General features: G+C 69.1%; 26 protein-coding genes. 10 read left to right on the top strand and 16 right to left on the bottom strand.

Annotated elements, in window-relative coordinates; all coding sequences use genetic code 11:
• Nucleotides 1–2: 2 nt before the first annotated feature.
• Nucleotides 3–1,313, top strand: coding sequence for a purine-cytosine permease family protein (locus SPF06_RS03430; protein WP_323277517.1), 1,311 nt, complete (start codon nucleotides 3–5; stop codon nucleotides 1,311–1,313).
• A 181-nt stretch (nucleotides 1,314–1,494) separates the two neighbouring features.
• Complete coding sequence (locus tag SPF06_RS03425) at nucleotides 1,495–1,887, top strand: hypothetical protein (protein ID WP_323277516.1); 393 nt, start codon at nucleotides 1,495–1,497, stop codon at nucleotides 1,885–1,887.
• 93 nt (nucleotides 1,888–1,980) lie between these two features.
• Here SPF06_RS03425 and SPF06_RS03420 read toward each other — a convergent pair whose 3' ends face one another.
• Together SPF06_RS03420 and SPF06_RS03415 are read right to left on the bottom strand one after the other, a co-directional pair.
• Entirely contained in the window at nucleotides 1,981–3,327 is a 1,347-nt protein-coding gene (locus tag SPF06_RS03420) for an MBL fold metallo-hydrolase (protein ID WP_323277514.1), read from the bottom strand.
• Between the two features lie 13 nt (nucleotides 3,328–3,340).
• A complete protein-coding gene (locus tag SPF06_RS03415; RefSeq protein WP_323277513.1) occupies nucleotides 3,341–4,042 on the bottom strand; it encodes an ArsR/SmtB family transcription factor in 702 nt (233 codons plus the stop codon).
• Nucleotides 4,043–4,178: 136 nt separating this feature from the next.
• On the opposite strand from SPF06_RS03415, the gene SPF06_RS03410 reads away from it, so the two are divergent.
• Entirely contained in the window at nucleotides 4,179–5,414 is a 1,236-nt protein-coding gene (locus tag SPF06_RS03410; RefSeq protein ID WP_323277781.1) for an MFS transporter, read from the top strand.
• Between the two features lie 66 nt (nucleotides 5,415–5,480).
• On the opposite strand, the gene SPF06_RS03405 is transcribed toward SPF06_RS03410, so the two are convergent.
• From SPF06_RS03405 to SPF06_RS03350, 12 genes are all read right to left on the bottom strand, one after another.
• Nucleotides 5,481–6,518 carry an aromatic ring-hydroxylating dioxygenase subunit alpha gene (locus SPF06_RS03405; RefSeq protein WP_323277511.1) on the bottom strand — a complete coding sequence of 346 codons (1,038 nt, stop codon included), beginning with the start codon at nucleotides 6,516–6,518 and terminating at the stop codon, nucleotides 5,481–5,483.
• A gap of 4 nt (nucleotides 6,519–6,522) precedes the next feature.
• Nucleotides 6,523–6,750, bottom strand: a complete 228-nt coding sequence (locus SPF06_RS03400; protein ID WP_323277509.1) for a recombinase-like helix-turn-helix domain-containing protein — start codon at nucleotides 6,748–6,750, stop codon at nucleotides 6,523–6,525.
• A 25-nt stretch (nucleotides 6,751–6,775) separates the two neighbouring features.
• On the bottom strand, nucleotides 6,776–7,738 hold the full coding sequence (locus tag SPF06_RS03395; protein WP_323277508.1) for a PDR/VanB family oxidoreductase: 963 nt from the start codon (nucleotides 7,736–7,738) through the stop codon (nucleotides 6,776–6,778).
• Nucleotides 7,735–9,423, bottom strand: a complete 1,689-nt coding sequence (locus tag SPF06_RS03390) for a thiamine pyrophosphate-binding protein (RefSeq protein WP_323277507.1) — start codon at nucleotides 9,421–9,423, stop codon at nucleotides 7,735–7,737. The genes SPF06_RS03395 and SPF06_RS03390 overlap by 4 nt, the downstream gene beginning before the upstream one ends.
• Nucleotides 9,424–9,434: 11 nt before the next feature.
• Nucleotides 9,435–10,223, bottom strand: a complete 789-nt coding sequence (locus SPF06_RS03385) for an SDR family oxidoreductase (RefSeq protein ID WP_323277506.1) — start codon at nucleotides 10,221–10,223, stop codon at nucleotides 9,435–9,437.
• 18 nt (nucleotides 10,224–10,241) lie between these two features.
• Nucleotides 10,242–10,982, bottom strand: a complete 741-nt coding sequence (locus SPF06_RS03380) for a 3-oxoacyl-ACP reductase family protein (protein ID WP_323277505.1) — start codon at nucleotides 10,980–10,982, stop codon at nucleotides 10,242–10,244.
• Nucleotides 10,982–11,506 (bottom strand): cupin domain-containing protein, encoded by a 525-nt coding sequence (locus SPF06_RS03375; protein ID WP_323277504.1) that lies wholly within the window; start codon nucleotides 11,504–11,506, stop codon nucleotides 10,982–10,984. The genes SPF06_RS03380 and SPF06_RS03375 overlap by 1 nt, the downstream gene beginning before the upstream one ends.
• Before the next feature lie 20 nt (nucleotides 11,507–11,526).
• Nucleotides 11,527–12,327 carry an alpha/beta fold hydrolase gene (locus tag SPF06_RS03370; RefSeq protein ID WP_323277503.1) on the bottom strand — a complete coding sequence of 267 codons (801 nt, stop codon included), beginning with the start codon at nucleotides 12,325–12,327 and terminating at the stop codon, nucleotides 11,527–11,529.
• A 5-nt stretch (nucleotides 12,328–12,332) separates the two neighbouring features.
• On the bottom strand, nucleotides 12,333–13,172 hold the full coding sequence (locus SPF06_RS03365; RefSeq protein ID WP_323277502.1) for an aspartate dehydrogenase domain-containing protein: 840 nt from the start codon (nucleotides 13,170–13,172) through the stop codon (nucleotides 12,333–12,335).
• The gene (locus SPF06_RS03360; protein ID WP_323277501.1) at nucleotides 13,169–14,101 is read right to left on the bottom strand and encodes a VOC family protein; all 933 of its coding nucleotides are present in this window, start codon (nucleotides 14,099–14,101) and stop codon (nucleotides 13,169–13,171) included. Before SPF06_RS03360 ends, SPF06_RS03365 begins: the two co-directional genes overlap by 4 nt.
• A gap of 84 nt (nucleotides 14,102–14,185) precedes the next feature.
• On the bottom strand, nucleotides 14,186–15,673 hold the full coding sequence (locus tag SPF06_RS03355) for an aldehyde dehydrogenase (protein ID WP_323277500.1): 1,488 nt from the start codon (nucleotides 15,671–15,673) through the stop codon (nucleotides 14,186–14,188).
• Nucleotides 15,670–17,016, bottom strand: coding sequence for an MFS transporter (locus tag SPF06_RS03350; RefSeq protein ID WP_323277499.1), 1,347 nt, complete (start codon nucleotides 17,014–17,016; stop codon nucleotides 15,670–15,672). Before SPF06_RS03350 ends, SPF06_RS03355 begins: the two co-directional genes overlap by 4 nt.
• Nucleotides 17,017–17,199: 183 nt before the next feature.
• Between SPF06_RS03350 and SPF06_RS03345 the strand changes: the two genes are divergently transcribed.
• The 5 genes from SPF06_RS03345 (at nucleotide 17,200) to SPF06_RS03325 (ending at nucleotide 22,532) form a co-directional block, all read left to right on the top strand.
• A complete protein-coding gene (locus SPF06_RS03345) occupies nucleotides 17,200–17,748 on the top strand; it encodes a MarR family winged helix-turn-helix transcriptional regulator (RefSeq protein ID WP_323277498.1) in 549 nt (182 codons plus the stop codon).
• Nucleotides 17,749–17,857: 109 nt separating this feature from the next.
• On the top strand, nucleotides 17,858–20,539 hold the full coding sequence (locus SPF06_RS03340; protein WP_323277497.1) for a trehalase-like domain-containing protein: 2,682 nt from the start codon (nucleotides 17,858–17,860) through the stop codon (nucleotides 20,537–20,539).
• A 255-nt stretch (nucleotides 20,540–20,794) separates the two neighbouring features.
• Nucleotides 20,795–21,934 (top strand): 3-deoxy-7-phosphoheptulonate synthase, encoded by a 1,140-nt coding sequence (locus tag SPF06_RS03335; protein ID WP_323277496.1) that lies wholly within the window; start codon nucleotides 20,795–20,797, stop codon nucleotides 21,932–21,934.
• 140 nt (nucleotides 21,935–22,074) lie between these two features.
• Nucleotides 22,075–22,287: a helix-turn-helix domain-containing protein gene (locus SPF06_RS03330; RefSeq protein ID WP_323277495.1), complete on the top strand. Its 213-nt coding sequence runs from the start codon at nucleotides 22,075–22,077 to the stop codon at nucleotides 22,285–22,287.
• Nucleotides 22,288–22,433: 146 nt separating this feature from the next.
• Entirely contained in the window at nucleotides 22,434–22,532 is a 99-nt protein-coding gene (locus SPF06_RS03325) for a 30S ribosomal protein bS22 (protein WP_003792170.1), read from the top strand.
• 166 nt (nucleotides 22,533–22,698) lie between these two features.
• Here SPF06_RS03325 and SPF06_RS03320 read toward each other — a convergent pair whose 3' ends face one another.
• Nucleotides 22,699–23,508 carry an HAD family hydrolase gene (locus SPF06_RS03320; protein ID WP_323277491.1) on the bottom strand — a complete coding sequence of 270 codons (810 nt, stop codon included), beginning with the start codon at nucleotides 23,506–23,508 and terminating at the stop codon, nucleotides 22,699–22,701.
• A gap of 48 nt (nucleotides 23,509–23,556) precedes the next feature.
• Here SPF06_RS03320 and SPF06_RS03315 point away from each other — a divergent pair, with 48 nt between their 5' ends.
• Both SPF06_RS03315 and SPF06_RS03310 read left to right on the top strand, forming a co-directional pair.
• Nucleotides 23,557–23,826 carry a glutaredoxin family protein gene (locus tag SPF06_RS03315; RefSeq protein WP_323277490.1) on the top strand — a complete coding sequence of 90 codons (270 nt, stop codon included), beginning with the start codon at nucleotides 23,557–23,559 and terminating at the stop codon, nucleotides 23,824–23,826.
• A 96-nt stretch (nucleotides 23,827–23,922) separates the two neighbouring features.
• On the top strand, nucleotides 23,923–24,654 hold the full coding sequence (locus tag SPF06_RS03310) for a redox-sensing transcriptional repressor Rex (RefSeq protein ID WP_323277489.1): 732 nt from the start codon (nucleotides 23,923–23,925) through the stop codon (nucleotides 24,652–24,654).
• Here SPF06_RS03310 and SPF06_RS03305 read toward each other — a convergent pair.
• On the bottom strand, nucleotides 24,651–25,286 hold the full coding sequence (locus tag SPF06_RS03305; protein WP_323277488.1) for a hypothetical protein: 636 nt from the start codon (nucleotides 25,284–25,286) through the stop codon (nucleotides 24,651–24,653). The two genes, SPF06_RS03310 and SPF06_RS03305, sit on opposite strands and share 4 nt — an antisense overlap.
• Nucleotides 25,287–25,299 lie beyond the last annotated feature (13 nt).

Here is a 25,299-nt window from a genome sequence, read left to right as displayed (position 1 = left end):
CCATGACAACCCAGGAAAAGACCCCTCACGAAACCCACGCGGTAGAGCTCGAATCCGAGTTCGAGCACGAGCCTGTTCCCCAGAATCGGAGGAAGTCGCTGCTCACGGTCTCGGCCGTGTGGTTCGGCTTCCCCATGATCCTGACGAACGCGGTGCCTGGCGGCGTCGTCGTCGCCCTCCTTGGCTTCTGGCGCGGACTCGCGGCCATCCTCGTCGCGAACCTCATCATGTTCGTCTACGTGAGCCTGCTCAGCTATCGTGCCGGGCGTACAGGCGAGAGCTTCGCGCTCCAGGCGACCAAGACGTTTGGCACGATCGGCTACACGCTCGCGTCCGGCTTCCTCGCGACGATCGTCGTCGGCTGGTTCGCGTTCAACACGGGCGCGACGGGGGCGACGGCGAACCAGGCCTTCGGCTGGAACGAGCAGCTCGTCGTCGTCCTCGCCGGCCTCGCGTTCATCGCGGTGACGTACCTCGGCATCCGCGCGCTCTCGGTGCTCGGCGCGATCGCGGCGCCGCTGTTCATCGTCTCGGCGATCATCGCCGTCGTCATCGCGGCCCAGTCCCACAACCTCGGTGCGATTGCCTCGTACGCAGGAGTCGGCGGGGGAGGGCTCACGTTCGGCGCGGCCGTCTCGCTCATCATGGCGACGTTCGCCGACTCGGGCACGATGACGGCCGACTTCACGCGCTGGTCGAAGAACGGCCGCGAAGCCGTTCTCGCAACCGCGACCGCGTTCCCGGTCGCGAGCGTCGTCGCCCAGCTCACGGGCGGCGTCATCGTCGCGGCGGGCGCGATCGCCGGGGCGGACAAGGTGGGCGGCAACTTCCTCCCGCTCCTGACCGACGGCCAAGGGGTCCTGCTGAGCGCGCTCGCGGCCGTGTTCGTGTTCGTGAACCTCGGCTCGGTGTGCACGCACTGCCTCTACAACGGTGCACTCGGCTGGTCCCACCTCACGAAGTCGAAGATGCGCATCATGACGCTCATCCTCGGCGTGCTCGGCCTCGTCGCGGCGCTCGCGGGCGTGTGGAACCACTTCCTCGATTGGCTCGTGGTGCTGAGCATCTTCGTGCCGCCGCTCGGCGGCGTGCTCATCGCGGACCAGATCGTCCTGTGGCGGCGCTCGGCCCAGCGGGCTGTGGCGAAGGCGCGGCCGACGGCGTTCATCGCGTGGACGATCGGGGCCGTGGCGGGCGGCTCGGTGCACTGGCTGGCCCCCGAGCTATCCGACGCCGTGAGCGGGCTGCTCGTCGCCATCATCGCGTACGTCGTGGCCGAGACGGTCTCGGCGCGGACGCCGGTCAAGGTCTGATGTGCCCCGGAGGGAGCCCTCGCGCGCTGCGCGGGGGCTCCCCGCGTGTGCGGGGACCCCAGCTCCGCCTACCTGACGCCCGGTATGTCGTCGCGAACTATTGCTCTCGATTCGTGTGTCCCTCTACTATCCACACATCGCGCGGCCTACGGGGGGCCGCGCGGGCCGTCAGGGGGCGGACGTGAACGAAGACACGGGGGCACTGCACGAGCCCCAGCCATACGCAATTTTCCGGGACGCGATTGCCGTGTTGGGGAGCGACGAATCGATACCGGGCGAGATCCGCCGCCTCGCGATCGGTCTCGTCGGGAGCCCAGAGCGCGAGCAGGCCGACGGCCTGATCGGGGCCGTTGATGCGCTCCCAGAGGCCATCTGGCAAGGCCTGTCCTTTGCCGACCGGCAGGTTGTCCTCGTCGCGCGCGTCGCGGCCGAGCATCATGCCGTTCCCGCGGGGTTGGCGGCAGCTGGCGGCGGGGGTCCTTTGCGAGCCTGGATGCGCAAGCTCTCGCCTCGCGAGTTCTTCCCGGTCGGCGAGATCTCGACGGGGGTTTCGGCGCCGGCCTGGGGGCCGTAGGTCCTGAGGGCCTCGGCCGACGACGGCGCCACTCCGCCGCCGCTGGGGGCGGCGGGGTGGCCTGCGCCGCGTGCCACCGGCGCAGCCGTCGGCTTAGGACGCGACAGGCAGCCCCGCGGCGGCCGCCCGCGAGAACGAGTCGTCGATATAGACGACGTCGCGTCCCGCGCGGTCGAGGAGGCTCGCGGCGATGCCGGCGCGGTAGCCGGAAGCGCAGTGGACCCACAGCTTCCCGGCGGGCACCTCGTCGAGGCGGGAGAGCAGCTCGTGGATGGGAATGTTGACGGCGCCCTCGATCCTCGAGGCCTTGAACTCCTCGGCCCGGCGCACGTCGAGGATCGTCTCGCCGGCCTGGTGCTCCGCTACGACGGTTTCCCAGCCGACACGCGGGTAGGAGGAGAGTGGGACGTCGGGAGCAAGCCTGCGGGCATCCTCGCCGAGCGCCGCGTCGGGCGAGTCGAGCCCGATGCGGGAGAGGTCGCGAATGGCGTGCGCGACGTCGTCGCGCGAGCCGACGAGGGTGAGCTTCCGGTCATACGGGAAGAGCCAGCCGAGATACGTGGTGAAGTGGTCGCCGTACTCGAAGCTCGCGGTCCCCTTGAGGTGCTCTGACGCGTAGGCGACGCGGTTGCGCAGGTCCACGACCCATTCGCCGGCGTCGAGGCGGGCCGTGAGCTCCTGCGGGTCCAGGGGTTCAGGCACGGACAGATCGGGTTCGCCGGGGCCGGCCGAATTCAGCGGGCTCATATGGGCGTAATAGCTCGGGTAGGCGGTGAGGTTCGCGATGAGTTCGGCGACGAAGTGCTCCTCGTCGCGGTCCGTGTAGACGTGGTTCGTGGCGAACTGCTCGCCCAGGGTGGACGCGCCCGCGCCCGAGGCGGGGCCGACGGAGCAGAACGAGCCGAAGCCGTGGGTGGGGTAGAGGGCGGCGGCCGCCCCCGCCTCGTCGGCGAGCCGGCGCGCGGAGGCGTACTGGTCGTGGGCGAGGCCGACGGCGTGTTCCCGGCCAAGCAGATCCGTTCGCCCCACCGATCCATACAGCACGCTCCCGCCGGAGAACACCGCCTGCTGCTCGCCGTGCTCGACGACGAACGAAAGATGGTTGTGGGTGTGGCCCGGGGTCGCAACCGCCTTGACCGTCAGCTCCCCGACTCGGAGCGTTTCGCCGTCCGCGATCGGCGTCCGCTCGAAGGACACCTTGTCCGCGGCGTTGACCAGATACGAGGCCCCGTGCTTCTGCGCGTAGACGAACCCGCCCGTCACGTAGTCGTTGTGGACATGGGTCTCGGCGACGTGGGTCACGGCGACGCCGGCCTCTTGGGCCGCAGACTCGATGCGGTCGATATCGCGCTGGGCGTCGATGACGAGCCCATACCGGCCGTCGTGGACGAGGTAGCTCCGGTCGCCCAACTGGGGCGTCTCGATGACGATGACTTCCATGGGATCCTCCAAATCAGCGTCGCGAGCCGGTGCCGACGGTCTCGGCCGGGGGAGTCACGGGTAGCCCGGCGAGGCGCCATTCGAGCATGCCCTCTTCGAGGCGGCGTGCCTTGAGTCCTTGTGCCCGAAGGATGTCGAGGGCGTCATAGGCCATGACGCAATAGGCCCCGCGGCAGTACGCGACGACCTCACCCCCGGCAGGCAGTTCGTGCACCCGGGCCTCGAGCTCATCGAGCGGAATGGAGAGGGCGCCGGGGATATGGCCCGCCACGTACTCGTCCGTGGGCCGGACGTCGAGGATCGTGACGCGGCCTTCTGCCGCCCGCGCGGCCAGCTCGTCGCGCGTGAGCTCTTCTTGCTCGGCTCGTGGCCCGTCGAGCCGGAGGTAGGCGACGCGCCGGTTTTCGACGGCGGGGACCCGCTCCTGCGCGACCGACCGCACCAGCTCGAAGAGCCGCATGACGTCGTCGCCCGCAGTGTCGTAGTAGATCTTGGTGCCCTCGCGCCGCGTGGTGACGAGGCCTGCCTGCCGCAGCGTCTGAAGGTGGGCCGAGGCCGTGCTGAGGCCGAGCCCCGCAGCGGCGGCGAGCGCTTCGACGCTCCGTTCCCCTTGGGCGAGCAGGTCGAGGAGCTCGAGCCTCTTGCCGTTGGCGAGGGCCTTGCCGACTCGCGCGAACTCCTCGAACAGCGCGGCCTTGGCTGCACGGTTTCCCACCCTTGGCCCTCCGATCCAGTCCCGATCCATTCCAAAAACCTTTATTCCAAAGATCCGTGTAATACTGGAACAACTATAATCCAGATTTCTTCGGAAGATCCACCGCGGGTTGGAGGCGGATGTGAACGCCGAGAGAATGCCGCTGCTTGGCCTCCGGCAGAACCTCGCCCAGTTCACGCTGCTGGTCGCCGTCAACGCGCTCGTCGGCGGCACGCTCGGCCAAGAGCGCACGGTGCTGCCGCTTCTCGCGACCAATGTCTTCCACCTCGGCCTCTACACGAGTGCACTGACGTACATCCTCGCGTTCGGCCTGTCGAAGGCCGCGATGAACTACTTCGCGGGGGCCCTCGCGGACCGCTTCGGTCGTAAGCCGACCCTCGTTGCCGGGTGGCTCGCCGCGATTCCGGTGCCGCTCCTGCTCATCTTTGGTCCCAACTGGGGATTGATCGTTGCGGCGAACGTGTTCCTGGGCGTCAGCCAGGGCCTGACGTGGTCCACGACCGTGATCATGAAGATGGACCTCGTCGGCCCAGCCCGGCGCGGTCTCGCGATGGGTCTCAACGAGGCGGCGGGATATCTCGGCGTCGCCCTCACCGCTCTCGCCACCGGCTACCTCGCTTCGGCCTACGGCCTGCGGCCCGCGCCCTTTCTCGTCGGCGCGGCCTACGTCGCGCTCGGGCTCGGGCTTTCCGTTCTCACCGTGCGGGAGACGCGGCATCACGTCGGCGTCGAAGCCGCGGCTCATGTCGCGGCGCACGCCCAAGCTCACGCGGGCCTCACGAGCAGGCAGGTCTTCACCCTCACGAGCGTCCGCGACCGCTCCCTCTCCGCGGTGAGCCAAGCCGGCATGGTCAACAACCTCAACGACGGCCTCGCGTGGGGCCTCTTCCCGGTGCTGTTCGCCTCGGCCGGACTGAGCGTCGGCGAGATCGGTATTCTCGCCGCCGTCTACCCCGCCGTATGGGGCGCCGGGCAACTCGTCACGGGTGCCGCCTCGGACCGCTTCGGCCGCAAGGGCCTCATCGCGTCCGGGATGCTCGTCCAGGCAATCGGGCTGGGCCTCGTCGCGGCAGGAACCAGCTTCGGGGTGTGGCTTCTCGCGGCCGTACTTCTGGGCGTCGGCACCGCCATGGTCTACCCGACGCTGCTCGCCGCCATCGGCGACGTCGCCCATCCCGCATGGCGCGCCCGCGCCGTCGGCGTCTACCGGCTGTGGCGCGACGGCGGCTTTGCGGTCGGTGCGCTCCTTTCGGGAGCACTCGCGGACCTGTTCGGCATCCCTGCCGCCGTCGCCGTCGTCGGTGCATTGACCGCGCTCTCGGGCCTCGTCGTCGCCCTCCGCATGCGGCCCCGGGATCACAAGGCGCGGTAGCTTCTGCGGGATGACGGCGACGGCACCTGAAAGGAGGCCGCCGCCGTCATGAATCCGCGTGGTCGCTCACACAGCCGCCAGCTCTGGGGCCAGGGCCACTTGCTCCTCGGCCAGGTTCCGGTAGAGGCGGCGCAGCCGAACGACGCCAAGATCGTGCTGGTAGAGGTTCTCGGCCTGGTCCGCATCATGGGGCATCGCCTCGAGCATCACGCGGTCCTGTTCGAGCACCTGCCAGTGCCGGGCTTCGAGCTTCGTGCGGTACAGGAACCGCCACGTGTCACGCTGCCAGCCGCTGACCCTTCGATAGCGCCAGAAGAATACCGCGGTCCGCTCCGCGTCGATGGGTGTTCCGATGCCGACAATGCCGAACGGGCCCCCGGGGCCGGCGGTCGGCGGGTACGGGATCTCGAGGTCGACCCAGTCGATCCCGGTTCGGCAGAACTCCACCCAGTCGAAGTTCAGGCCCCGCTGATCGGTCTTCTCGAAGAAGAACCCGCGTTCGGTCTCACGGATCCGGAATCGGGCCTGGGTGCCGCCGCCGAACATCGAGTGCGACTCGCGATGCAGGAAGGCGCCGTGCATGGGGTCCAGCAGATTCTCCATGGCGTAGCGCCACGGGGTGTCCCATTCCGCATAGCAAAGGAACGACGAGACGCCTTCATCGACGAGCGGGTCGGGGAGGGTCAGCGGCTCCGGCTCGGGATGGGCGTCATCGCCGATATAGGCCAGAACCGCTCCGGCCACCTCTTTGATGGGCGGGCTCGGTACGAGCCGCTTGCCCTCGAGGTTGCATCCGGGCAGGCCGGGCACCGAGACCACCATGCCTTCGCCGTCCACCTGGACCCCGTGGTACGCGCAGGCAAGCTTGGTTCCGAGATGCTGGCCGAGGGAGAGAGCGGCGCCCCGATGCGGGCAGCGGTCCTCGAGCATGCGCAGCCGTCCGTTCGGCTCGCGGAAGAGCACCCAGTCCATCCCGAGACGGCGGACCCTGTGGATGCTGCCCTTGGGCACCTGGCTGGACGGGCAGATCGCGTACCACTGGTTGCGCAGGCCCGTGGCAACGATCTCATCGGCACTCAGCTGCTTCTTGACCATAGGTCCCATGGGATCAGCCTTCCTTCCCGGCCTCGGCCAGCCGGTGGATCTCGGTGGTGAATGATTCGGGAGTCCAGGCGTCCCCGCTGGGGGCGGAAACGCCCAGTTCGTTGAGTCCGTCGACGAGGCTGACGAGGTCGTGGCGTCCCGTGCCGAAAATCTCCTCGATGGCGCCGGCGAGCTTGAGGTCGTAGGGCGTGGGCGCATTCGGGCTAGCCTGACGTGGCTGCAGATAGCTCATGATGGTTCTCCTTGGCTGTGGTGGATCAGAGGTCCAAGACGAGTCGCGGCGTGCGGGAGCGCGAGACGCAGACCATCATGCACGTGCCCTTGGCCTTTTCTGACGCGCTCAGCACCGAGTCGCGATGGTCGGGGACGCCTTCGACGACCTTGGTCTCGCACGTGCCGCAGATTCCGTCGCGGCACGACGTGGGTACGCGCACGCCGGCTGAGGCGAGCGCGTCCACGATCGAGCAGCCTGCCGCGACGTCGACCGAGCGGCCCGAGCGATGGCATTCGACGGTAAAGCCCTGCTCGCCCTCGGCGGGCGCCTCGACGGCTCTCGCCTTGAAACGCTCGACTTGGAGACTCCCCTCCGGCCAGCTCGCAGTGCGCTCTTCGACGGCGGCCAGCAACGGCTCGGGCCCGCAGCAGTAGATGAGGGTGCCGTCCTGTGGGGCGTCGAGGATCGCCGCGAGGTCGAGCCGACCGTATTGATCCTCCGGGACGACGTTCACCCGATCGCCGTAAGACTCGAGTTCGTCGAGGAAGGCCATCGACTGGCGGCGCCTGCCGCCGTACCACAACACCCAGTCGGCGCCTGCGGATTCGGCGAGGCGGATCATCCCGAGGATCGGCGTGATGCCGATGCCGCCGGCGATGAACACGTAACGCTCCGCCGCGATGAGCGCGAAGTTGTTGCGCGGGCCCGCCACGTGAATCCTGTGGCCGGGGCGGAGGGCCTCGTGGACGTATTCGGACCCACCGAGCGCGGCCTGCTCGCGCAGCACGGCAACACGGTAGAGCGACTCATCGGTGGGATCGCCGCACAGCGAATACTGGCGGACGAGCGAGCCCTTCAGGGTCAGGTCGATGTGCGCGCCGGGCTGCCACTCGGGAAGCGATTTCCCGTCGGGGTGCACGAGCGAGACGGAAAGCACGCCATCGGCTTCCCAGGTCATCTGCTTGACGAGCAGCTCGAACTGCCGCTCGTGGGTGTTCTCGATCATGACGGCCTCTCTGCTGTCGTCTCTGCTGTCTGGGTGGTCACCTTCACCGGCGGGGTGAAGGGCGCGGGCATCTCGCCGTAGGCCGCGAGGTCGATCTCCACGAGGACGGGCCCGCGTGTCGCCACAGCCTCCGCGAGCACCGGTGCGGCCTCGGATGCGTGTGCTATGCGGCAGTAGGGCAGGCCCAGCGCGGAAGCCACCTCGGCGAAGTCGGGAGTGACGAGGTCGACGCCCGAGCGCGGCTTGCCCTGCGACTCCTGGAGGTTGCGGAGGACCCCATAGCCGCCGTCGTTGAAGACGAGCAGCGTAAGCCACGGCTTCTCCTGGGCTAGGGTGCAGAGCTCGCCGAAGTGCACGGCGAGTCCGCCGTCCCCGGCGATCACCGCCGTCGGACGCTGGGGTCGGCCCGCAGCGGCGCCCAAGCCCATGCCGAGTCCCTGCCCGATACCCCCTCCGCGGGGAAAGACGTTGTCTCGGGGGTCGTACATCTCGAGCAATCGGTTTCCCCATGAACTGGAGGCGATTGTCACATCGCGGGCTACGACAGCGTCCCGGGGCAGGGCGGCGCGCAGTGCGTCGGCCAGGGCGGCGTGGTCGCCGAGGCTCGCACGCTGGGCCGCCCGGACCTCAGCACGAGCACGGCGGACCCGCTCGCGCCAATCCGCCTGCGTCGAGGAACCCGTGCGCAGCGCCTCGGTGAGGGCCGGCAGCACCGAGCGGACATCCGCCACGACGCCGGCCTTGACCGGGTAGACCCGGCCAACGGCCGCGGGGTCGACGTCGATCTGGACGTGGACCGCTGGGATCCGGAGAGCGTAGTCCCGCGTCTCGTTGGAGCGGAAGTGCGTTCCGAGGCTCAGCAGGAAGTCGGCCTCGTCGAGCAGCTCCTGCCCGGCGGCGGTCGCTCCGTAGTTGCCCACGACATGGGGATGATCCTCCGGAACAGCCCCGCGGCCCGAGTTGGACGTGAGCAGTCCCGCTCCCCACGTCTCGAGCAGCTCGGCGAGTTCCGATCCGCTCCGGGCAACCCCTCCGCCCGCCCAGATCAGGGGGCGCTGAGCACGCGTGGCCAGCTCGATGAGCTCGTCGAGCCCCTCGGGCGCGGTCGACGGCGGCGCAGCCGCTTGGGCGCGTGGAGCGCCGGCCTCGTCGGGGTCGGCTGGGTGCGGCAGGTACTGCAGATCGATCGGCCACTCCACGCTGACCGGGCCACCGGGCACGGCGAGGGCCGTCTGAACAGCCTCGCGCAGGACACGGCTTGCCTCCTCGACGGAGCGGATCGTGTGGGCGGCCTTCGAGACCGCCCGAAGCATGCCGAGCTGGTCCTTGGTCTCGTGGATGAAGCCGCGCCCGGAGCCCAGGAACTCAAGCTCGACCTGGCCCGTCACGTGCAGGACGGACGTGCCAGCACTGAGCGACTCGATGAGCGAGCCGGCGGCGTTGCCCGCGCCCGTGCCGGTGCTGGTCAGGGCGCAGCCGAGCCCGCCGGTCGACCGGGCATAGCCGTCGGCGGCGTTGACCGCCGTCGCCTCGTGCCGGACGGGGACGAAGCGGAGCTCCCGCGAGACCGCCTCTACGAGGGGCAGGTTGTGCACGGAGACGACGCCGAAGACCGTGTCGACCCCTGCCTCGCGCAGTACTTGGACGAGAAGCTCGCCGCCATCGGCATGATGGTGATTGCTCACGGATAAGCTCCTCAGGCCAGGTAGCGGCTCACGCCGCCACACACGTCGAGCGCGGCGCCGGTGACGTACGACGCGCGGGGGGACAGCAGGGTGACGACCATCGCGGCGACCTCGTCGGCCGTGCCGAACCGGCCGAGGGCGATGCCGCGGTCGTCGGCGAGCTCGCGCTCCCATGCCGCGAAGGAGAGCTCGCGGGCATCGGCTTCGTAACGGCGCCGCCATTGGCCAGTGTCGATCAGGCCCAGGCAAACGCTGTTCACCCGGATCCCGCACTCGGCGAACTCGAGGGCCATGGTCTTCGTCAGATTCAGCAGGCCGGCTCGCGCGGCCGAGGTGGTGGCGAGGCGTGGTTCCGGCTGGCGGGCGAGCACGGCGTTGATGGTGACGACGGCGGCGGCGTCCGAGCGCTTGAGATGCGGAAGCGCGGCGGTCATGGTGTTGAGGACGGAGCTGAACTTGAGGTCGAGCTCGTCGCGGAAGTCTTCGATGGTGGCGTCGGAGAGGCCGAGCATCCGGGACTGGCCTGCGTTGTTCACGACGCCGTCGAGGCCGCCGAAGCGGCGCACGCCGGCCTCGATCATTGCCGCAACCTCGTCTTCCCTGCGGACGTCGCAGGTTACGGCGTGGACGCGGTCGCTGTCGGCGCCGAGGTCCGCGAGGGCCTTCTCGAGGGCGTCGAGGCGGCGGCCGCAGGTGATGACTCGGGCGCCCTCGTCAAGGAGCGTGGCGACCGTGGCCAGTCCGACGCCGGAGCTGCCGCCCGTGACGAGGACTGTGCGTTCGGAGAGCTGGAGATCCATGTGGCTTCCTGGGGAGGGTCAGTTGAGGACGAACCCGCCGTTGACGACGAGTTGTTGGCCGGTGATATAGCCGGCCTCGGGGCCGAGGAGAAAGGCGACCGCTCCGACGACGTCGTCGGGCTCCTGATCGCGGTCGAGGGCGCGGTTGTCGCGGTAGAGCTGGTGCCGGTGCTCGGGGATCTGGGCTGCGGCCTCGGTGTGCGTGAGGCCGGGCGAGACGGTGTTGACGGTGATGCCGTGGGGGCCGAGATCGCGGGACATGGCTCGAGTCAGCGCCGACAGGCCGCCCTTCGAGGCGATGTAGTGCGCCAGGCGGGGTGATCCGTAGAGGGCGGCATCGGAGCCGATGTTGACGATGCGACCCCGGCCTGCGGCGATCATGTGAGGTACGACGGCTCGAGAGACGAGCCACGGGCCGCGAAGATTCACTGCCATGAGGCCGTCCCATTCGGCGGGGCTGATCTCGTGGACCGGTCTGCCGCCGACGCCGTCGGCGCGGGCGGCGTTGTTGACGAGCCCGTACAGTGGGCCGGCGATCCTGGACATCTCTCGGACGGATTCCTCGTCCGTGACGTCGACGGGCACCGCGTCGACGTCGAGCCCCTCGCCGCGGAGCTCGTCCACGGCCGCGGCGAGCCAGTCGGCGCGGATGTCGGCGAGCCAAACTTTGGCGCGAGAGCGGGCCAGGCGGCGGGACATGGCCAGACCGAGGCCACGTCCCGCGCCCGTCACGAGGATCGGAAGACCCTGGAGGTCCATCAGTCGCGGCTGATCCCGTGCACGGCCGACGTCTCGGGGTACGTCGGGACCTGGGGCTTCTGGGCGCCGATGATCACGCAGAACAACGCGTCCTCGGTGCCCGTGTTCTTGAGGCTGCGCGGGACGCCAGCCGGTACGACGATCATGTCGCGGTAGCCAAGCGTGCGCTTGATGACCTCGCCGTTGCGGTGAATGCCGACCTCCACCTCGCCCTCGAGCACGAAGAAGGCTTCCTCGGCGTCGTGGTGGGTGTGCTCGGGGCCCTCGGCGCCGGCGGGGAGCAGCATGTTGGAGAACGTGAATCCGCGCGACTTGATGGTGCGGTTGTCGTCCTCGTGGTTCCCGGTGGCGCCCGAGCCAACGTAGCGGATCTGAGCGCGACGGAACTGGTCGCCGGCCTTGGCTTGGAAGCCGAGCGTGTCCCAGTCCTCGTGACGCGACTCGCGCGTGAGGATCAGGGAGTCGGTGAAGGCCTCGAGGTTTTCGGCCGTCTCATAGGTCAGGGCTTCGTGGGTCGTGGTCATGGTTTTCCCTTTCGTTGTTCTCAGCCGTAGAGGCGTTCGATGATGTGGACAAAGCAGGACAGCCACGCGTTGAAGGTCTCCGGGGCCTCCTGGTTGGCAAGGTGACCCGCGTCGTGCAGGGTCACGAAGACCGCGTCCCGGATGCCGCCGGCCAAGGCCTGCGACTCGGAGACCCCCGTCACGGTGTCCCCGTCCCCGCACAGCACGAGGGTCGGCACGAGCAGGCGCGGAAGATCGTCGGTGTGATCCGTTGCGGCCATGGACTCGACGGCGTGGGCGTAGCCCGGCAGTCGCACGGCGTCGCGCATGGTCGCCACCACACGGTCGACGAGCTCGGCGGAGGCAGCCGGCGTCACCAACCGCGGGCCGCGCGCTGTGGCGAACTGGTCCGGGCCCAGCCGCCTCAGCTCGTCGCCGCGGGAACGCATCGCCGCCGCCTGCTCGGCGCTCTGGCCGGACCCCCTTGAGGAGTCGGCCAGAATAAGGCTCCGAACCAGGTCGGGGTGGCGGAGCGCCAGCCGTGTGGCGATGACACCGCCCCACGAGACCCCGAGCACGTGCACGGGGTGATCGGCGCGCTCGCGCACGACGGCGGCTGCGGCGTCCGCGTAGGCGTCGAGGTCCAGAGGAGCCTCCGGGTCGGCCGAGGCCGCGTACCCGGGAGCATCCCAGGCAAGGAACCGGAACTCCCGGCCGAGCGCCTCGATCTGCGGCCTGAAGGCGGCCGAGCTGGAGCCGATGCCGTGCAGGCATAGCACCGTCGGGCCGGTTCCGATGTCGAGGACGTGAAGGTCCTCGCGAGGCAGCACCGTCGTCGTCATCGGTCTCACACGATCCGGACGGGATGGCCGACGAGGACGGAGAGAGAGCGCAGCACGGCATGCGGCACGACTCCGCTCGTCCGGGGGTTCTCGGGCGAGGGCCGGTTGGCGATCTCGAAGCGGTACCGCCCAGTGGGCCCCTCGGCCTCGATGACGTGGGTGGTGAGCTCCGCCGTGGGGTCGGCCACGAGCGAGACCTCGACGAGGTCGAAGTCGCCGACAGCGAACGCGACTGTCGCCGCAACGTTGAGGGAGCGCGGGAAGAAGCGGGCGGCCTCGCGGGCCGATCCGTGGAAGATCTCCAGGGGAGCTTCCGTGGTTCGGACGCGCTCATGGGTCTCCGCGTCCATCCATGGCTGCAGGAGAGAGGACGGGAGCTTGCGGGACACGATGCGTACGCGCTCGAGCGGCTCCTCGGCCGCCGCGTTGGCCAAGAGGTCGACGCCGCCGACCGCACCGGAGGTGAACATGAGCCGCCCGGGACCGGCCGCGAGGGCCGTGCGCAGGAGAGCTTCGTCCGCGAACGCGCCCACGGAGGTGACGAGGAAGTCGACGCCGCTGTCGAGGATCTTGGCCGCGTACTGGCGGACAACCACCTGGTCGGCGCACTCGACGATCACGTCGCATGTGCCGATCGCCTCCGTCGGCGTGAGCTGGGGGACGCTCAGGCCCCCGACGGGGTGCTGGCTGACCACGCAGGCGAGTACGGCGCCGTCGACCCCTCCTCGGGCGAGGACATCGATGACGGAGCGCCCGATCGCGCCAGCGCCGATGACGCCGACGCGGCGGGCCGCCTGCTCCGCGCGAACGATGCCGGGCGTGAGTTGGTTGGTTGCGAGGGTCATCGAGCCGCCTCCGCAGCCGTGATGAGGTCCAAGACTCCGCGGTCCTCGACGCCGGCCATGTGAGAGCGGGCGTCGCGCGACGGCGGGCCAGCCGTCCCCCACAGATCCGAGAGTTCGGGAACACGCCGCCAGACCTTGCACAGCCACTCGTCCTCGACCACCTGGGCCACGTCGGACGTGTATTCGCAGACCAGGCCAGCCGGGTCGGCGAAGTAGGAGAACGTGTTGTTCCCAGGCCCGTGACGTCCCGGACCCCACAACGGGGTGACGCCCTGCTGCTTGAGGGAGCCGATACCGCGCATGAAGTGGTCCATGCTCGGCATCTCGTACGCCACGTGGTTCACCGAGGTCCAGTGCGCCTGGTTGAACGCGATGCTGTGGTGGTCGCTTCCGCACCTCAGGAACGCCATCTGGTGCTCCGACCAGTCGGAAACCCGCATTCCGAGCACGTCGGTGTAGAAGGCCACTGCGCGGTCGATGTCGACGGTGTTGAGGACCACGTGGGTGACGCCGATCGGCACCGCACGGTCCCGATCCAGAGGCTTGACCGCGTGGACCTCGGCCACGAGCTCGATGAGCCGGCCCTCGGGATCGACGAACTGGACCCCGTATCCGCCGCCCGCGCTCTCGAGGGCCTGCGGCTCGAGCAGCATCGGAACGCCGCGCGCGGCGAGCCTACGACCCGCTTCGTCGACCTCGGCCCGAGTGCGGACGGCGAATGAGATCCGGCCGAGGCCGTTGCGTTCCGATCGGCTCAGCTGGAGGACGTGGTGGTTCCCGCCGGTTCCGCGCAGCCACGTGTCGTCGTGGTCCTGTTCGATCACCGACAGGCCCCACACCTCCGAGTAGAAGTCAGTCGATTCGGCGAGGGTCGGGATCCGCAGCTGCACGCTGCGCAGCGAGTGAAGCCGGGCTACAGGCTGGTTCATCTCCGCTCCTTACTTTAGGTATTGATATTTAATAGCTTAAACATTCTGAGGTCAAGGGTTTCCGCGGACCTTCGGCGGGAAGTGTCAGTTCGCCCAGCCGAGCGGGGTCTCGTCGAGGCCCCAGTAGATGCTCTTCTGCCGCGAATAGGCAGCGATGCCGGCGCGGCCCTTCTCGCGGCCCAAGCCGCTCTCCTTCGTGCCCCCGAACGGAGTGGACACGCTGAACTGCTTGTACGTGTTGACCCAGACTGTCCCGGCCTCGATCTTCCGGGCCACCCGCCAGGCTCGCCGGTAGTCGGCGGTCCAGAGCCCGCAGGCGAGCCCGTAGACGGAGTCGTTGGCCTGCTCCACCAGATCGTCCTCGTCCTTGAAGGGGAGCACGGTCAGGACCGGCCCGAAGATCTCCTCTTGGCAGGCCCGTGCCGTGTTGGATAGCCCGTCGATGACGGTGGGGAGGTAGTAAGCGCCTTTCTCGAACGAAGGCCCGAGCGGGGGAGCGCCACCCGTGAGCAGTCGGCCGCCCTCGGCGAGGGCGCGCTCGACGTGCTCGGCGACACTGTCACGGTGGCGGTGATGGACCAGCGGGGCGACCTGGGTGCTCGGGTCGAGGCCGTGGCCAACCCGCAGTGCCTTGGCCCGCTCGACCATCATCGAGACGATCCGATCCCGCAAAGGTTCGGCCACGAAGAGGCGCGAGCCGGCGATGCAGCTCTGGCCCGAACTCGAGAAGATGCCGTAGAGGATGCCGTTGACGGCGAGGTCGAGGTCGGCGTCCTCGAAGACCACGGTCGGAGACTTGCCGCCGAGTTCGAGCGAGACGGGCATGAGCTTCTCGGCGGCGGCATGGGCGATCCGCCGTCCCGTCGTCGTTCCCCCGGTGAAGGACACCTTGCCGACGCCCGGATGGTTCACCAAGGCTTCGCCGACGACTCGTCCAGAGCCAGGCAATATGGACAGCAGCCCTGGTGGCAGGCCGGCGTCGGTCGCGATCCGGCCCAGGGCGAGCGAGACGAGTGGCGTCCATTCGGCGGGCTTGAGCAGCACGGCGTTCCCGGCCGCGAGGGCCGGGGCGATCTTCTGCGCATCGCTTGCGATCGGGGAGTTCCAGGGGGTGATGGCCGCGATGACTCCGATCGGCTCGTGCACGCTCATCGTCAGCGAGGGGCCGCGGCGCGCCGTCAGCTCGTCGTCGAACGTCTCAAGCACTGCGGCGAAGTAGCGGAAGGTGCCGGCCGCGCTTGCCACGAGGGCCCTCGTCTCCTTGAGGGTCTTGCCGGTGTCGCGCGTCTGCAGGCGGGCCAGGCGCTCGGCGCTGCCCTCGATGCCGTCGGCGATCCGGTGCAGGTGACGTGCGCGTTCGTGCGGGAGCAGGTCCCGCCAGCCTGGCGCGCTGGCCGCCTCGGCGCCGAGCTGGACGGCCTCGTCCACGTCCTCGACGGTCGCGCGGTGGATCGTCGTGATGGCCGAGCCATCGGCAGGGTCAACGGTTTCCAGCGGCGTTCCGGCGCCGCGGCGCCACCGGCCGGCCACGAGGATCTCGTCGGGAGGGGGAGCAATCGTCGCCTCGCTCATTGGGAGATGTCCTCGAGCACTCGTTCGCGTGTCTCCACGGCGAGAAAAGCCGTGCTGACTCCACCGACGACGGCGACCGCGGCCATGACCCAGAAGACGTCGGCGATCGAAAAGTGCCGTTCGATCAGCTGGCCGACGACGAGCGGCCCCAAGACGACGCCGACTCTTCCTATGGCTCCGCCGACGCTGCAGCCCAAGGCCCGCATCCGCGTCGGATAGAGCTCCGCGGTGTAGACATAGAGGGCCAGGTTGACAGCGAAGATGAAGACGGCGGAGGTGGCCGACCAGACGAGGACCGTCGTCGCCGAGGCCGCGCCCGTGGCGGCGAGGATGCCCAGGGCGAGAGCGCTGCCGATAAGTCCCGCCGTGATGGCTGCTCGGCGCCCGATCTTGTCGATGGTGAGGGCGATGACAAGGCAGCCGAAGATGCCGGCCACGCTCGTGGCGACGCTGTAAGAGAGTGCGGTCCCCATCGAGAGATGGAAGACCTGGCCGTATAGCGTGGGCAGCCAGGACGCGATGCCGTAGTTGACGAAGTAGGCAGTCAGCCAGGCGATCGCCAGCATGATCGTGCGGCGCAGGTAAGCGCCTTGAAAAAGTTCCACCACCCGTCCGCGGGTCAGGCGTACCTCGCGCGCGGGCGCCGGGTCTGGCAGGTTGCCCCTCTGGGCGGCGACTTCGGCTTCGATTCGGCGCAGCGCCGCATCGGCTTCGTCCAGACGCCCCCGAACTGCGAGCCAGCGCGGCGACTCCGGCACCCTGCGCAGGAAGGGGACGAGCAGCACTGGGACGGCGCCAAGGGCGAAGAGCCAGCGCCAGCCCAAAGTCGGAACCGCCCACGAGGAGACAAGGGCCGCGGCGAGCAGGCCTGCTGGGAAGATGAGCTCGAACAGGAGCACGAAGCGGCCTCGCCGCTCGGCCCGCGTGATTTCGCCGATATAGGTCGCCGCGACGGGCACTTCCGCGCCGAGGCCGAACCCCTGAACGAACCGTAGGACGAGGAACAGCCAGAACGTATCGGTGGCGACCATGGCGAGGCTGGTCAAGGAGTAGACGGCAAGCGACCCCATGAGGACCGGGACGCGTCCCAGGTAGTCGGCGGCTCGGCCGCCCGCAAGGGCTCCGACGAGCATGCCGATGCCGCCGATGGCGATCGTCCAGGCGATCGAGCTCGGGCTGAGATGGAAGTGTGGAATGAGGACGGGGAGGGCGTAGGCGATCATCAGCTGATCGAAGCCGTCGAAGAACGTGGCGACGCCGACGAGGACACGCGTCTTTACGTGCCAGCGGGACAGGGGCAGACGCTCGAGGCGAGCGCTGATCTGGCCAGCGGTCGTCGTCACGTGCGGTGCACTGTTAGCAACCATGATGGGAACTCTCTTGTTCGGACCACTGTGATGCGAAGCTTCAGTTAAGTGCTTGATGGTTAAGCACTTAAGAGTGTTCCGGATCACAGGCATGCCGTCAACCCCACACTGCAAGCATGATTCGTCAAGGGCTCGATGATCTAGCGCTAAAGTAAATTCATGGGCGAGCAAAAGGGCCAGGCCTCAACTCTCGACGAGGTTGGCACCATCCTTGAGCAGTGGATACGGGAGCGGCCAGACCTCGACCCGTCGCCGATAGCGTTGTTCGGCCGCGTCCATAGGGTCTACCTTCGCTATCAGGCGGTTCTGAACAAGACGTTCTCCCGGTACGGCCTCAACTCGGCCTCCTTCGATGTCCTCGCTTCACTCCGTCGTGCGGGGGCTCCGTATCGGAAGACGGGCACCCAGCTTGCAGCCGGATCGCTGCTGTCCTCGGCTGGCATAACCCTCCGTCTCGATCGCCTCGAAGAGGCTGGCCTGATCAAGCGCGAGCGCGACCGCATTGACCGGCGCGTCGTCTACTCGAGCCTCACGGACGAGGGTCTCGAAGTGATCGACCGCACGATTGAAGCCCACCTCGATGCCGAGGCTGCCCTCCTCGCTGGCCTTTCCGGGAAGGAGCGCTCCCAGCTCACGGAGCTCTTGGCCAAGCTCGAGCAGTCCATCGTCTCCACGGTTGAGGCTGAGGACGACCACCCCGGTCAGTAAGTCCCTCGAAGAAGACAGCAACCCTTTTACGCCGGCGCAACAACCCCGCCGTCGGGCTGAAACCCCGCCCTCCGAAACTGGTGCCCAAGCGCGTCGAAGCGGAGGCACCATGGCAACACCCTTGAACAGGACGGTCGCAGACACGGCTCTGCTCGGCGGCTCCCTCCCGCTCGGCCTCCTGCGCCCCTTCCTGCAGGCCGACGACGACGGCGACGGGCTGGGCCCTGGGCTCATGGCGGAGCTCAAGCTCCTCGCGAGGCAGCCGTCGCTGCTCGTCGCGTGCAACTACGGCGGTACGCTCACGCCGACCGATGGCCAGACCACCGAGACGCTTCCGCTCGGCAGCGCCGCGGTCGCACTCCGCGCGCTCGCGGCGCTGCCGAACACGCACGCCGCGGTGATCTCGGGACGTTCGCTCCGTGATCTCGCGGCGATCTCGCGCCTCCCCGCGGAGATCCACCTCGTCGGGTCGCACGGACACGAGTTCGACATGTCCTTCGCGTATACGATGCCCCAGGCCACGGAGGGCCTGCTCCAGCGTGCGGGGGACCTGCTCGTCGAGCGGCTCACTGAGCGGCTCGGCGAGATGCACCGGGAGCGCCTCGTGAGGGGCCGCGGGCTGGCGTTCGAGCGCAAGCCCACGGCCTTCGCCGTCCATCGCCGCGACGCCGATCCCGACGCGGCCGAGGCCGCGACCGCCGTCGCCCGCGAGGTCGCCTCGACGTTCGGCCTGTTCTTCATCGAGGACGGCACGGTCGTGGACCTCTCCGCCCTGCCGCCCGCGAAGGACGCGGCCCTGGATCGCCTGCGTGCCCAGCTCGGGGTGAGCGCGGCGCTGTTCGCGGGGGACGCGTCGAGCGACGAGGATGCTCTCGCGACGCTGCGCGGCCCCGACCTTGGCCTGCACATCGGCCCGAGGACGACGACGGCGCGGCACCGCCTGCGCGATCCCGAGTCGTTTGCGCGTCTCCTCGCCGTCCTGTTCGAGCTGCGGAGGGCATGGCTGTTCGGCGAGGAGGCCGTCGCGCTCGAGCGGCACTCGATGCTCGGCGACGGGAGCTCGACGGCGCTCGTCACTCCCGACGGCAAGATCTGCTGGATGACGCACCCGCTGCCGGATTCGGGATCGCTCTTCGCGCACGTCCTGGGCGGCGATCCCGCGGGGCACTTCACGGTCGAACCGGTGGCCGCCTCGCGCCTCCTCGGCCAGCGGTACGTCGACAACACGATGATCGTCGAGACGCGGTGGGCGGACCTCACGGTCACGGACTATCTCGAGCCGTCCCCCGAGGGTGTCACCCAGCTCGTGCGGGTGCTCTCCGGGCCGGGCACGGCTCGGATCGTCTTCGCGCCGCGCCCCGACTATGCCGGAGCGCCCTGCGCGATCGAGGCGCGGGGCGATTCGCTGCACGTCGTTGGCACGTCGGAGCCGATCGTCCTCCACGCGCCGGGGATCCGGTTCATCGTCGAATCCGACGGACGGCACGCGACGGCCACGGCCCACGCGGACCTCTCGCTCGGCCCTGTGGTCCTCACGCTGCGCTGCGGCGATCCCGACCCCGCGGAGCCGGATCCCGCGGGGGAGCCCGCGCGGCGGGAAGGGGTCGCGCTGGCCTCGCGGAGCTGGGTGGCCCAGCTGGACGTCCCGGCCGTCAAGCCCTCGCTCGTCGTCCGCTCGGCGCTCACGCTCCGGCACCTCGTCCATGAGCCGACGGGCGCGGTCCTGGCCGCACCCACGACGTCGTTGCCCGAGGGCATCGGCGGGACGCGGAACTGGGACTACCGGTACTGCTGGCTCCGGGACGCGTCCCTCACGGTCATGGCCCTTGTGGAGCTCGGCTCGACGGATGAGGCGGACGGCTTCCTCTCGTGGCTCGGGCGCATCCTTGACTCGGCCCCCGGCCCCGAGTGGCTGCACCCCCTCTACTCGGTGACGGGCGCGCCGCTCTCCACCGAGGCCTCGATCGAGCACCTTCCGGGATACGCCGGCTCGCGGCCGGTCCGCATCGGCAACGCCGCGGACCACCAGGTGCAGCTCGACGTGTTCGGACCCGTGGCTCAGCTCATCGACATCCTGTCCGAGCGGACGGGGGAGCTGCCCGACACGCACTGGCGGCTCCTCGTCCAGATGGCCGCCGCCGTGACGGCCCGCTGGCACGAGCCGGACCACGGCATCTGGGAGGCCCGCCGCGCCCCGCGCCACCATGTCTACTCGAAGACGATGTGCTGGGTCACGCTCGATCGAGCCCTCCGCGTTGCCCGCCGCCACGGACGCGCGGCCGACGACGGCTGGGAGCCGCTCGCCGCCGTCGTCCGTTCGGAGGTGCTCGCCGAGGGGTGGGACGATGGCGCGCGAGCGTACACCGTCGCCTACGACAGCCCCGATCTCGACGCCGCCGTGCTGCACGTGGGCCTCTCCGGGCTGCTTGATCCGCGGGATCCGCGCTTCCTCGCGACGGTCGCGGCGGTCGAGCGCGAGCTGCGCGTGGGGCCGACCGTGTTCCGCTACACGTACGACGACGGCCTGCCGGGCCTCGAGGGCGGCTTCCACCTGTGCACGTCGTGGCTCATCGAGGCGTTCCTCGCCGTGGGCCGCCTCGATGACGCGGAGGAGCTGTTCGCGCGGCTTGTCGCCCTCATGGGCCCGACGGGGCTCCTGCCGGAGGAATACGATCCCTCGACCGAGACGCATCTCGGGAATCACCCCCAGGCGTACTCACATCTGGGTTTCATCCGCTGCGCGCGGCTCCTGGACGAGGCGCGGCGGCAGCCCTCATCGACTGCTCCATAACTGTCGTTTTCGAGGCTCATAACGACAGTTGTGGAGCAGTCGATGCCCGTCACAATTGCGCCGTCGGCCGGCGAGCCCGTAGGGTGCATCCATGACCAAGCGTTGGTATGCGTATTTTGCGTTGGCTCTGGAGGGCCAAGCGTAGACTCGCGCGTATCAACCTTCAGAGCCAACAGGGCAGGGACATCGTCCCTGCCCTTCGCCGTTCCAGGCAGGCTCTGAACGCTCGGGGCCTGTCGGAGAGAGACAGGAACCATGAGCACCCCCACCCTCAAGCCCACATCCGAACCGGCCCTGCGCAACTCGCGCGCCGCCGAGTTCATGCCCCTCCCAACCCCGCGCGAGCTCCTCGCCGAGCTGCCGCTGACCGCCGCGGCCGGGGCGACCGTCGCGCGCGCCCGCGACGAGGTCCGCGCAGTGCTCGACGGCGTCGACGACCGCCTCCTCGTGATCGTCGGCCCCTGCTCGATCCACGACCCCGAAGCCGGCCTCGACTACGCACGCCGCCTCGCCGCCGTCGCCCGCGATCACCGCGAGGACCTGCTCGTGGTGATGCGCACGTACTTCGAGAAGCCCCGCACGACGGTCGGCTGGAAGGGCCTCATCAACGATCCCCGCCTCGACGGCTCGCACGACATCGCGGCCGGGCTGCGCGCCGCCCGGGAGGTGCTGCTCGGCGTCCTGGGCCTCGGGCTGCCGACCGCCACCGAGTTCCTCGAGCCCATCTCCCCGCAGTACACCGCGGACGCGATCGCGTGGGGCGCGATCGGTGCCCGCACGGCGGAGAGCCAGATCCACCGCCAGCTGGTCTCCGGCCTCTCGACGCCCGTCGGGTTCAAGAACGGCACCGACGGCGGGCTCCAGGTCGCGATCGACGCGTGCGGCGCGGCGTCCGCACCGCAGGCGTTCCTCGGAATCGACGACGACGGCCGCGCGGCCCTCGTTGCGACCTCCGGCAACCCGGACACCCACCTCGTGCTGCGCGGCGGCGCGACCGGGCCGAATTACGACGCCGAATCCGTCACCTCGGCGTCCGTGACGATGGCCGCGAAGGGCCTCAATCCGCGGCTCATCGTGGATGCGAGCCACGCCAACAGCGGCAAGGACCACCACCGCCAGGCGGAGGTGGCGCTCGAGCTCGGTGCGCAGATCGCGTCTCAGGGCCCGAGCTCGGCGGCGATCGCGGGCGTCATGCTCGAGAGCTTCCTCGTGGGCGGGGCGCAGAAGCTGGACACCGAGGCGAACGCCCGGGCGCGTGCCGCGGGGCGGGATCAGCTCGTGTACGGCCAATCGGTCACGGATGCGTGCATGGACTGGGACGTCACGGTCCGCGTGCTCGACGAGCTCGCGGGAGCGGCGCGCTCGAGGAGGTCTTTGCGGCCAACCGGCGAGTGACATGGGAGAATGCCACTTTCACAACCGTCCCTCCAGCATCTACAGTAGCTAGCACAAAGCACCGTGAGGGCACCCCGCAGGAGCTGGGCCGTCGGAACGACCTCCAAGGTGCGCACCGACGGCAGGCAAAGGATTCTGAAATGGCAGGTTCGGGGGAGTTCGCGAACACCCGCTTCCTCACGGTTGCAGAAGTCGCCGAGATGATGCGCGTCTCCAAGATGACCGTCTACCGTCTTGTCCACTCGGGGGAGATGCCGGCCGTGCGTTTCGGGCGCTCCTACCGCGTGCCCGAGGCCGCCGTGGACGAGTATGTGCGTCGCTCCGCCGTCGAAGGGCACACCGAGACGGCGTAGCCCGGCGCCTGCACGGGACGGCCGGTCTGTTCGGTGCTGTATCCTGTTCAGGAACGTTTCACGTCACGTCACCAGCAGTTGGTTGCAAGCGGCCCTCCGGGCGCCCCGGCCAGCAGCACCGGGGACACCAACTGTAAGGAACTTCTGTGGGTTCGGTTATCAAGAAGCGCCGCAAGCGCATGGCCAAGAAGAAGCACCGCAAGCTGCTTCGCAAGACTCGTCACCAGCGCCGCAACAAGAAGTAGCCGGCGCGCCTCGCCGAGAGGCACATGAAGGAGGCCCATCCCCATCGTGGGGGCGGGCCTCCTTCGCATTCCCGACGCGTGGCCACGTAACGCCGACGCGTGGCCACGTAACGCCGACGCGTGGCCACGTAACGCCGACGCGTGGCCGGGAAGCCGATGCTCCGCGTTACCGCCGGAAGCGCGAGTAGCTGCGCCAGAGCCCGTAGACGGCGCCGCCGACGGTCGCGAGCTTGAGGCCGAGCGTCGCCGCGCGACGTCCCGCACGGAAGTCGTAGATGGGCCAGTTGTGCGCGTTGGCGTGGCGGCGGAGCCGCGCGTCGGGGTTGATCGCGACGGGGTGCCCGACGAGGCTCAGGAGCGGGATGTCGTTGTGCGAATCCGAGTACGCCCAGCAGTGCGAGAGGTCGAGGCTTTCGCGCTCGGCAAGCTCCTCGACGGCGTGGGCCTTCGCCCTCCCGTGCAGGATCTCGCCCACGAGCCGCCCCGTGTACGCCCCGTCCTCAATCTCCCCGACAGTCCCGAGCGCTCCCGTGAGGCCGAGCCGCTCCGAGATGACCGACGCGATCTCGATGGGCGTCGCGGTCACGAGCCACACGCGGCGCCCCACGCGCAGGTGCTGCTCGGCGAGGGCCTTCGCCCCGGGCCAGATCCGCGACTCGATCATCTCGTCGTAGACCTCGTACCCGACCGTCGCGACGTCCTCGGCGCGGATCCCGGCCGCGAGCGAGAGGGCCGAGTTCTGGATCGACTGCACATCGTCGAGGCTTTCGCCGCGGAGCAGGAACGTGAACTGCTTCCACGCGAACCCGGTGGCCTCGCGCAGCGTGAACGCGCCACGCTCGTACATCTTCCGGCCCACGTGGAAGAGGCTCGCGCCGCGCATGAGCGTGTTGTCGACGTCGAAGAACGCAGCCTCGGCGGGCCGGGCCTGGGGGAGCGGGCGCACCGCTACAGGCACGTTCTTCTCGACGGGCATGCTCAGAGTCTAGCGATTGCGCGCCCGAGGACCGGTTACCGTGGATGCATGCGGACCCCCGAGATCGTCCTAGTCACCCGCCGCGAGTGCCACCTCTGCGAGGCGGCACGCGAGGTCGTGGCGCGCGTCGCCGCCGATGCGGGCCTCCCGTGGAGCGAGCGGCTCATGGACGACGACGCCGAACTCGCCGAGCGCTTCGCCGAGGAGGTCCCCGTAGTCCTGGTCGACGGCGTGCAACGCGATTTCTGGCGGATCGACGAGGCGAGGCTCCGCCGGACGATCGCGGCGGCCGTGGCCCAGTCGGCGTCCTCCGACTGACGTTTTGGCGGCACGCATCGGCAGTCCTAGAGTGATTCGGGCCGAAGGAGAACGCGCCGCGCGAAGCGGCAGCCAGACCGTGAGGAGGGACGCTCCGTGACGACTCATGCGAAATCGCCCGAAGACGTGCCCGCCGAGCCGACGGCGAAGCGGCTCCCGAGCGCCGTCGTCGCCCGTCTCACGGTGTATCTGCGTGCCCTCAACGGCTTCGTCGCGGAGGGCGTCGAGCGGGTCTCCTCGGAGGAACTCGCGGACGCTTCGGGCGTGAGTTCGGCGACCCTCCGGAAGGACCTCTCGCAGCTCGGCTCGTACGGCACGCGCGGCGTCGGGTACGAGGTCGAGAACCTCCTGCAGCACCTGTCGGCCGCGCTGGGACTCACGCGGGACTGGCGCGTGGCGATCGTCGGCGCCGGCAACCTGGGCCGGGCCCTAGCACGGTACGGCGGATTCGAGACGCGCGGCTTCGAGGTCGTCGCGCTCCTCGACACCGATCCCCAGATCATCGGGAACGAGGTCGGCTGGCTCCGCGTCGCGGATGCGGCCAATCTCGAGTCCATCTTCAAGCGGACGCGGGCCAACATGGCTGTTCTCGCGCTCCCGGGGTCCGCAGCGCAGCAGGCATGCGATCGCGTTGTCGCGGCCGGCGTGCGGAGCATCCTGAGCTTCGCGCCCGCGATCCTTCAGGTTCCGCGGGGTGTCACCCTGCGCAAGGTGGACATGGCCACCGAGCTCCAGATCCTCGCCTACCACGCCCAGCGGGGCGAGGCGGGGGGCCAGACCGGCGAGGACGAGCACGGCGAGCCCGCCGCGGGGACGGCCTCGGCCTAGCGCAGGTAGCCTGCGCGGGCGGCCTTGGACATCGCGAAGAAGTAGTTCGACGCGGGAAGCCAGATCAGAACGAGAATGGCCGCGTTGGCTGCGAGCTGGACAACTGACAGGCCGTAGCTCGCGAGCATCAGGGGACCGCTGGACAGATATTCCCTGCTGTAGATGCTCGGCGCCATGGTCGCCACCGCGAGGCTGAACATCGATCCCAGGAGGCCGACACCGATGAAGACTGTGAGCACGATCCGAACCCAGTTTCGGCCGGTCCAGATTCCGAGCGCCACGAGTACTTCAATGGCGGCAACGATGATCACGATGATCCAGATGAATGGCACCATGACCGAGAGAAGCTGCTCCGCGAAACCGGGCGGAAGGGGTTGCCGGCTCCGAGCCGACGCCTGCGCCAAGATGGCGGGGAAGCTCTCGTTGAAGTACTGGACCTCGAAAGGAACGAAGGCCAGCGGAAGGACCGCGAGCGCGATGAGGAGCCAGAACGCGACCTTGATCGTCGTCGGCTTGTGGACGGTCGGCTGCGGCTGCATGCCCGGGAAAGACCCCGTGGGGAGTTGGCTCGGCCACGGGCCAGAATACTGATTGCCGTCGTGCTGGCCGCCGGGAAACTGGCGTTCTGACATGGTCTCCTGCCTC

It is taken from the genome of Sinomonas terricola, assembly GCF_034931225.1.
In the GTDB taxonomy this organism is placed as follows: Bacteria; Actinomycetota; Actinomycetes; order Actinomycetales; family Micrococcaceae; genus Sinomonas; species Sinomonas terricola.
Note: the sequence above shows the minus strand (reverse complement) of the source record. Positions and strands in the feature narration are given on the sequence as shown.